General features: G+C 62.7%; 5 protein-coding genes. 1 reads left to right on the top strand and 4 read right to left on the bottom strand.

Annotated elements, in window-relative coordinates; genetic code table 11:
• Window positions 1-123: 123 nt before the first annotated feature.
• Window positions 124-1,932 carry an ABC transporter ATP-binding protein/permease gene (locus APH42_RS07900; protein ID WP_060493080.1) on the top strand — a complete coding sequence of 603 codons (1,809 nt, stop codon included), beginning with the start codon at window positions 124-126 and terminating at the stop codon, window positions 1,930-1,932.
• A gap of 76 nt (window positions 1,933-2,008) precedes the next feature.
• On the opposite strand, the gene APH42_RS07895 is transcribed toward APH42_RS07900, so the two are convergent.
• The 4 genes from APH42_RS07895 to APH42_RS07880 form a co-directional block, all read right to left on the bottom strand.
• Window positions 2,009-3,214, bottom strand: coding sequence for an MFS transporter (locus APH42_RS07895; RefSeq protein WP_060493079.1), 1,206 nt, complete (start codon window positions 3,212-3,214; stop codon window positions 2,009-2,011).
• A gap of 114 nt (window positions 3,215-3,328) precedes the next feature.
• Window positions 3,329-3,967, bottom strand: coding sequence for a transcriptional regulator BetI (gene betI, locus APH42_RS07890; RefSeq protein ID WP_012271526.1), 639 nt, complete (start codon window positions 3,965-3,967; stop codon window positions 3,329-3,331).
• A gap of 111 nt (window positions 3,968-4,078) precedes the next feature.
• Window positions 4,079-5,521, bottom strand: coding sequence for a cytosine permease (locus APH42_RS07885; protein WP_060493078.1), 1,443 nt, complete (start codon window positions 5,519-5,521; stop codon window positions 4,079-4,081).
• A 58-nt stretch (window positions 5,522-5,579) separates the two neighbouring features.
• Window positions 5,580-6,764, bottom strand: coding sequence for an iron-containing alcohol dehydrogenase (locus APH42_RS07880; protein WP_060493077.1), 1,185 nt, complete (start codon window positions 6,762-6,764; stop codon window positions 5,580-5,582).
• Between the last annotated feature and the right edge of the window lie 8 nt (window positions 6,765-6,772).

Genomic DNA, 6,772 nt, shown 5'->3' with positions numbered 1-6,772 from the left:
GTGGCTTGAAATCCAAGCCCCACACATTGTCGCTTCTACAGTTCATGAAATGTGCGTCATCTATGCCTGACGAATCGCGGGACAATGCTACGCTCGCGGAAATACTCATCACGGATACCTACCATGGAAATGAACTGGCACCAGGCCCTGCAAGAGAGCCTGAGCTGGCTGGCGATCGCCTCGTTCATCACCCTTGTCTGCTTCACTGCAGCCGCAGCACTGGCTGTGCGTTGCACGCGCTGGGGTAGCCAGTTCTGGCAGCTCGCCGGGCCCTATTTCAGTTTCAGGCGCAGTTGGCGACCGTTGCTGGTGTTTGCCCTTCTGCTGGTACTGACGCTGTTCTCGGTTCGGCTCAATGTGCTGTTTTCATTCTGGTACAACGGCTTCTACAGCGCCCTGCAGGGCCTCGACCAAGCCGCTTTCTGGTACCTGCTCGGGGTCTTCGCGGTACTGGCCACCATCCACGTGCTGCGCTCGTTGTTTACCTTCTATGTAAGCCAGGCATTCAGCATCAAGTGGCGGGTCTGGTTGACCGAGCGCCTGACCCACGACTGGATGCAGGGCGATGCCTACTACCGTGGCCAGTTCCTCGCCGAGCCGGTGGACAACCCCGACCAGCGTATCGAACTGGACGTCAACGCCTTCGTCACCAACTCGGTCACCCTTGCCCTGGGCGCGGTCAGTGCGCTGGTTTCACTGGTGGCGTTCACCGGTATCCTCTGGGGGCTGTCAGCACCGTTGACAGTGGCTGGGGTGGAGATCCCTCGGGCGATGGTGTTTGCCGTGTACCTGTATGTCATCGTCGCCACCTGGGTCGCCTTCCGCCTCGGGCGCCCGCTGATCCGCCTGAACTTCCTCAACGAAAAACTCACCGCCAACTTCCGTTACGCGTTGATGCGCCTGCGTGAGAACGCAGAGAACATTGCCTTCTATCAAGGTGCGCAAGTGGAGCGGGGCACGTTGCTGGGCCGTTTTGCTGCCTTGATCGTCAATGCCTGGGCATTGGTGTTCCGGAACCTGAAGTTCAGTGGCTTCAACCTGGGGGTCAGCCAGGTTGCCGTGGTGTTCCCGTTCATTCTCCAGGCGCCGCGCTTCTTCAGTGGTGCGATCAAGCTGGGCGATGTCATGCAAACGTCCCAGGCCTTTGGCCAGGTGCAGGACTCTTTGTCGTTCTTCCGAGAGTCGTACGATGCGTTTGCCCAGTATCGCGCTACCCTCGACCGTCTGACTGGTTTTCTCGATGCTAACGAGCAGGCAAGTGGGTTGCCGCGAGTGACTACCGAAGACCAGGCGCATGCGCTGCAGATCATGGGGCTGCAGGTACTACGCCCGGACGGACACGCCCTTATCGCCGACCTGGACTTGAGCTTGCATGCCGGTCAGGCGCTGTTGATCAAAGGGCCATCGGGCAGTGGCAAGACCACGCTGCTGCGCGCCCTGGCAGGGTTGTGGCCGTATGCCGAAGGTGAAGTCAGGCGGCCGACGGGTCACCAGGCGTTGTTCCTGTCGCAGCGTCCATACCTGCCACTGGGTGACTTGCGTACCGTCATTGCCTATCCGGCAGCCGGCAAGCCCGAGGATGAGGCGCGAATGCAGCAGGCGTTGCACCAGGTCAACCTGGCCCACCTGGCCGAGCGCCTGGACGTCAGCAGCGACTGGTCACACATCCTCTCGGTGGGTGAGCAGCAGCGCCTGGCGTTCGCCAGGGTGCTGTTCAACCGGCCGCAGGTGGTGTTCCTCGACGAGTCCACCTCAGCGATGGATGAGGGGCTCGAGCATGCCCTGTATGCGCTGCTGCGCTCAGAAATGCCGGGTGCATTGCTGGTCAGTGTCGGCCACCGCAGCACGCTGGCAGGGTTCCATACCCACCGGCTGGAGGTGAACGGGCAGGGCGGCTGGACGTTGCTGGAGCAGCAGGCAGCGATGGCCTAGCCCGGATCGATCCAAGCATGTATCCGCCAGCCCCACCACCAGAGGCTGGCGGTCATGGACATGGCGGTGGTAGTGATCATGATCCTGTCACCTTCATTAGCGTCAGTCCCGCCAGCGTAGCGCCGGCGAACCCCGCACCGACCAGGAACGTTGCCTGGAACCCCACACCATCCCACAGCAATCCGGCTACCACGCTGGCCACCAGCAGCGCTACACCGGTCAGCAGGTTGAACAGGCCGAAGGCGGTACCACGCAGGTTGGCCGGGGCGCTGTCGGCGATCATGGCCGCGAAAATGCCTTGGCTGAAGCCCAGGTGCAAGCCCCAGGCCGCTACCCCAAGGGCCAACCCGGCCCAGCCCGGCAGCAGGGCCAATAGCAGGTCGGCAGTGATCAGCAAACCCAGCCCGACCATCAGCACGCCACGGCGCCCCACCCGGTCCGACAGCACCCCGGCGGGGTAGGCCGACAGTGAGTAGGCCAGTGCCATCAATACCAGCACCGCCGGCGCCCACAAAGGTGCCAGGCCCATGTCTTGCGCACGCAGCAGCAGGAATGCCTCGCTGAAGCGGGCGAGGGTGAATAACGTGGCCAGGCCGATCAGGCGCCAATAGGGCGGCCCAAGGCGCCCCAGTTCGTGCAGTGCCAACGGTGAGCGTACCGGCCGCCCCGTGGCCGGCGTTTCAGGTTCGCGAACGAAGGCGATGAGGATGTATACCGCCACGAAAGCAGGGATCACCGCCACCCAGAATACGGTCTGGAAATGGCTCGCGGTCAGCCACATCAACACGATCGCCAACAACGGTCCGAGGAAGGCGCCCACGGTGTCGAGGGCCTGGCGCAGGCCGAACGCCGCGCCACGCAACTCGGCTGGCGTAACATCGGCCACCAGCGCATCGCGCGGCGCCCCACGAATGCCTTTTCCGACCCGGTCGACGAAGCGTGCCGCCGTCAGCCACTCAAGCCCCGAGGCCATGGGAAATACCGGTTTGGTCAGCGCACCCAGGCCGTAGCCGAGTACCGTCAGCAGCTTGCGTTTGCCCAGCCGGTCGCTGAGAGCACCGGAAAATACCTTGGTGATCGATGCAGTCGCCTCGGCGATGCCTTCGATAAAGCCCACAGCTACTACCGAAGCACCAAGCACACTGACCATGTACAAGGGCAACAGGGCGTGGATCATTTCCGAGGAGATGTCCATGAACATCGACACGAAGCCCAGTGCCCAGACACTGCGAGGGATTTTCGTCAGGCCCCTGGCGGGGCTGCTGTCTTCATTGCTGCGCATCTGGGCTCTCGGCAGAGTTGTACGTTCGAAACTGTAGGAGCCCCTACGCAGGATGCAAATCGGATGTCGCAAGTGAAAGCAGGTACATGCTCAGGCAGATAACCCCCACAGCTCTTAGACGGGCTGCGCACCAATCAACAGCTGCGCCGTCTGCAAACAGCACTTTTCTGCCTTGCGGGCGCTGAAAGCCCTATGGTCCAGTGCCCACTCCAACCAGAAGCCATCAATCAAAGCGGTGATAATCAGCGCGCTGCCCTTGGCATCTAGCGCCAGGTCTCGCTCGGCTGCGATGGCTTTGAACACCCCCTCAAGCTCCTTGCGGTAGTCAGCATAGAGTTTGCGATTGAGCTCCCGCAGTTGCTCGGAAGACACCGCCGCGCTCCAGAAGCCGAGCCAAGTGGTGAGGATGAACTCATTGAAAATGCTGCCCCGGAATGAGGAGCGGATGATCGCGGTGAGACGCTCCACAGGCGTACTGCCCTTGGTTTCCAGATAGCGGCGGGTCTCCTCGCGCAACTGGTTGGTGAGCTCCTGATAGGTGGCGAGCATCAGTTCGTCCTTGCTGGAGAAATGATGACCGATCAGCCCGACCGACACCTCGGCCTCGTCGCAGATGCGTTCGATGGTAGTGCCGGCGTGGCCGAAGCGCGTGATGCAGCGCATGGTCGCTTCGACGATGGCCTTGCGCCGTGTCTCTGGATCGACTCTGGTCCTGCGCTTTCGGGGCTTATCGTTCTGGCTGTCCACGCTCATGGCTGAATCCGTTTCTCTCACTGGAATGGCAAGCCCGCCCGATGCAGAGCGCCGGGCGGGGACGCCAATCTAACAAGATTTACCGATGCGTGCAGGTGCCGAAGCTCAACCTCAAGCTGTTGCGCCGTTTTCCAGGTCCTGATCGAGGCGGCCGACCTGACTGAGCTCTTGTTTAATGTTTTGCGAGCGGCACAGCCACCAGTAAGCGAGCGCCGATACCGCAAGGCCGATCGGCATGCTGATGTCGGCGCCGTCCAGTTGCCGCGCCACGTAACCGGTGTACAGCCCAGTCGCGGAGAATGGCAGCATGACCACGAAGCCCACCAGGTAGGCACCAATGCCCCGCCAGTTCCAGCGTCCATAGATGCCTTTGGGCTTGAAAATTTCCCGGATAGAGAACTTGCCGTGACGCACTACGTAGAAGTCCACCAGGTTGATTGCCGTCCAAGGCGTGAACAGGTACAGCAGGATTGCGAGGAAGTCACCGAAGTCCTTTACGAAGTTGTCGGAGGCGGTCATCGCGATATAGATCGCCGCGCCGCCCACTGCCAGCATCGATAGCACACGCTTGAGCAGGGTCGACGTCTGGGGCTTCACCGTGTCGACGATGCTCAAGAGCGTGATCGACGCGCCGTAGAAGTTCTGTGCGGCACTGGTCACCAGGCTCAGCACGGCGAGAATCAGGACAAACTCGCCGAAACCGTGGAACACCATGTCGCCCAGCAGCACCAAGCCCTTGGCGAGATTCTGGCCGGGACTCAAGGCGGCGGCCAACGCGCCGAGGAGCATCATCCACACGCCACCGATCATCGCGCCCAGGTACGTCCACCAGAACGATGAGCGGACACTGACATTCGGCGGCAGGTAGCGCGAGTAGTCCGACACATAGATCGCCCAGCTCAACTGGTACGCGGCGGCAACAAAAAACTGCGCAAGGAAGGGCGTGGCCTTGAAACCGCTGAGGGTCAAGTGCTCCTGCGGCAGTTTCACGTAGACGCACAGGCCGACGGTAAACACCGCCATGACCCCGATCAGCAGGAACGCCAGCCAGCGCTGCACCTTGTGGAAGGTGTTGTAGCCGGCGATGGCCATGGCGATGGCCACTAGCGAGAAGAGGATCGCCGAGGGCTCCTGCGGGGCGTCGAACAGCTCGTGCAGGGTCTGCCCCACCAGCAGTTGGTTGAAGGCGTTGTAGCCAACGTAGGTGACGATGGCCACCACGTACACCAACAGCGCTCCCAAGTAGCCGAACTGCGGCCGCGACTGGATCAGTTGCGGCAGCCCCATCTGTGGCCCCTGGGTGGAGTGCCCGGCCATGAACAGGGTGCCGAAGGCACAACCGAGGAAGATGGCGATGGCGGACCACATCAGGTTGGCCCCCAGGCCGATGCCGATGATGCCTACCGCCAGGGTGGTCAGGTGCGCCTCGCCACAGAACCAGATTGGCCACAGGTGCCAAGCCTTGCCGTGGCGCTCGGCGAGGGGCACGTAGTCGATGGAACGGGTTTCCAGATTCAGCCGTCCGTTGGCGGAGGCAGTCTTGGGAGCTGACATGGGGTTCGTACCTTTATTGATATTGTTGTGAGCACAGCAAGGTCGTCGCTTCCCGCGACTAGGCCCGTTTCTCTTCCAGGGCTTGATGCAGCAGCGCTTCCAGGTCTTCGAGACTGCTTGGGCGCGGGTTGGTCTGCCGCGCCGGATCGCCCATGGCTTTGCGCGCAATGGCTGGAATGTCATCGCTGCGTAAGCCCAGCGAGGCCAGGGAAACCGGGATGGCAAGGCGGTCCAGGCACGCACAGATCGCCCGTTGGAAGCTCTCGAAGTCTTCGCCCGCCAACCCCATGGCGCGACACACCGGCCCCAGGCGCGGCTCGATGGCCGCGCGGTTGAAGCGCAGCACCCTGGGCAGAATCATGGCGTTGGTCAAACCATGATGGCTGTTGTAGGTGGCACCGACCATGTGGCTGAGCGCATGGACCAGGCCAAGCCCTTTGAGGAAGGCCACGCCCGCCAGGCACGAACCGATCAGCATGCGTCCGCGTGCTTCGAGATCGTCGCCCTGTTCCACAGCTTGCTCCAGGGAACCCCAGAGCAGTTCCAGCGCCTGCAGCGCGGCGCCGTCGCAGAGCGGATTGAAGGTTGGCACGAAGTAGGCTTCCAGGGCATGGATGACCGCATCCAGGCCGGTCCAGGCCGTCAGGTGCGCCGGCAGGCTGAGGGTCAGTTCGGGGTCGAGGATCACCGCCTGGGGACGCGCCAGCGGATGCCAGACGCAGCCTATGATAGCGCGCTCGCTGTCGGTGAGCATCGCCGTGCTCTCGGTCTCGGCACCGGTGCCGGCGGTGGTCGGGATGCAGATCACCGGCGGGAAATCGTTGGCGACCAGGCCTTCGGGTACCGGCTTGTCGAAATCGAACGCCCACAACGGCAGACGTGTCTGCCGGGCCACCAGGGCCACGGCCTTGCCGCCGTCCAGGCCACTACCGCCACCGAGGGCGATGATGCCGTCGGCGCGCCACTCGCGAAACGCCGCGGCGCCTTTGAGCACGGCGCGATCACTGGGGTTGGGCTCGACCTCGCCGAACAGCCCGCATGCCAGGCCCGCATCGTTCAGCAAGTCCTGCAGCTCGGCCACGAAGGGCAGGCGCATCGAGCCCTGGTCGGTCACGATCAACGGCCGGGAAATGCCATGCCGTTTGCACAGCTCGACCAGCGCGGTCCGCGCGCCAGGGCCGTACTCGATGGGAAGTGGCAGGCTCCAGCTCTGCCGCGACAGGGGGGAAAGATTGTCAATCACGGTATTGC

This window comes from Pseudomonas sp. NBRC 111140 (assembly GCF_001320885.1).
GTDB lineage: Bacteria > Pseudomonadota > Gammaproteobacteria > Pseudomonadales > Pseudomonadaceae > Aquipseudomonas > Aquipseudomonas putida_P.
The sequence above is the reverse complement of the archived record's forward strand: the minus strand, read 5'-3'. Positions and strand labels throughout refer to the sequence as shown.

What these genes read in the sequence shown, in the direction of transcription:
- betI (WP_012271526.1), bottom strand. Translation starts at nt 3,967, where the DNA reads ATGAGCGTGGACAGCCAGAACGATAAGCCCCGAAAGCGCAGGACCAGA.
- APH42_RS07885 (WP_060493078.1), bottom strand. Translation starts at nt 5,521, where the DNA reads ATGTCAGCTCCCAAGACTGCCTCCGCCAACGGACGGCTGAATCTGGAA.
- APH42_RS07895 (WP_060493079.1), bottom strand. Translation starts at nt 3,214, where the DNA reads ATGCGCAGCAATGAAGACAGCAGCCCCGCCAGGGGCCTGACGAAAATC.
- APH42_RS07900 (WP_060493080.1), top strand. Translation starts at nt 124, where the DNA reads ATGGAAATGAACTGGCACCAGGCCCTGCAAGAGAGCCTGAGCTGGCTG.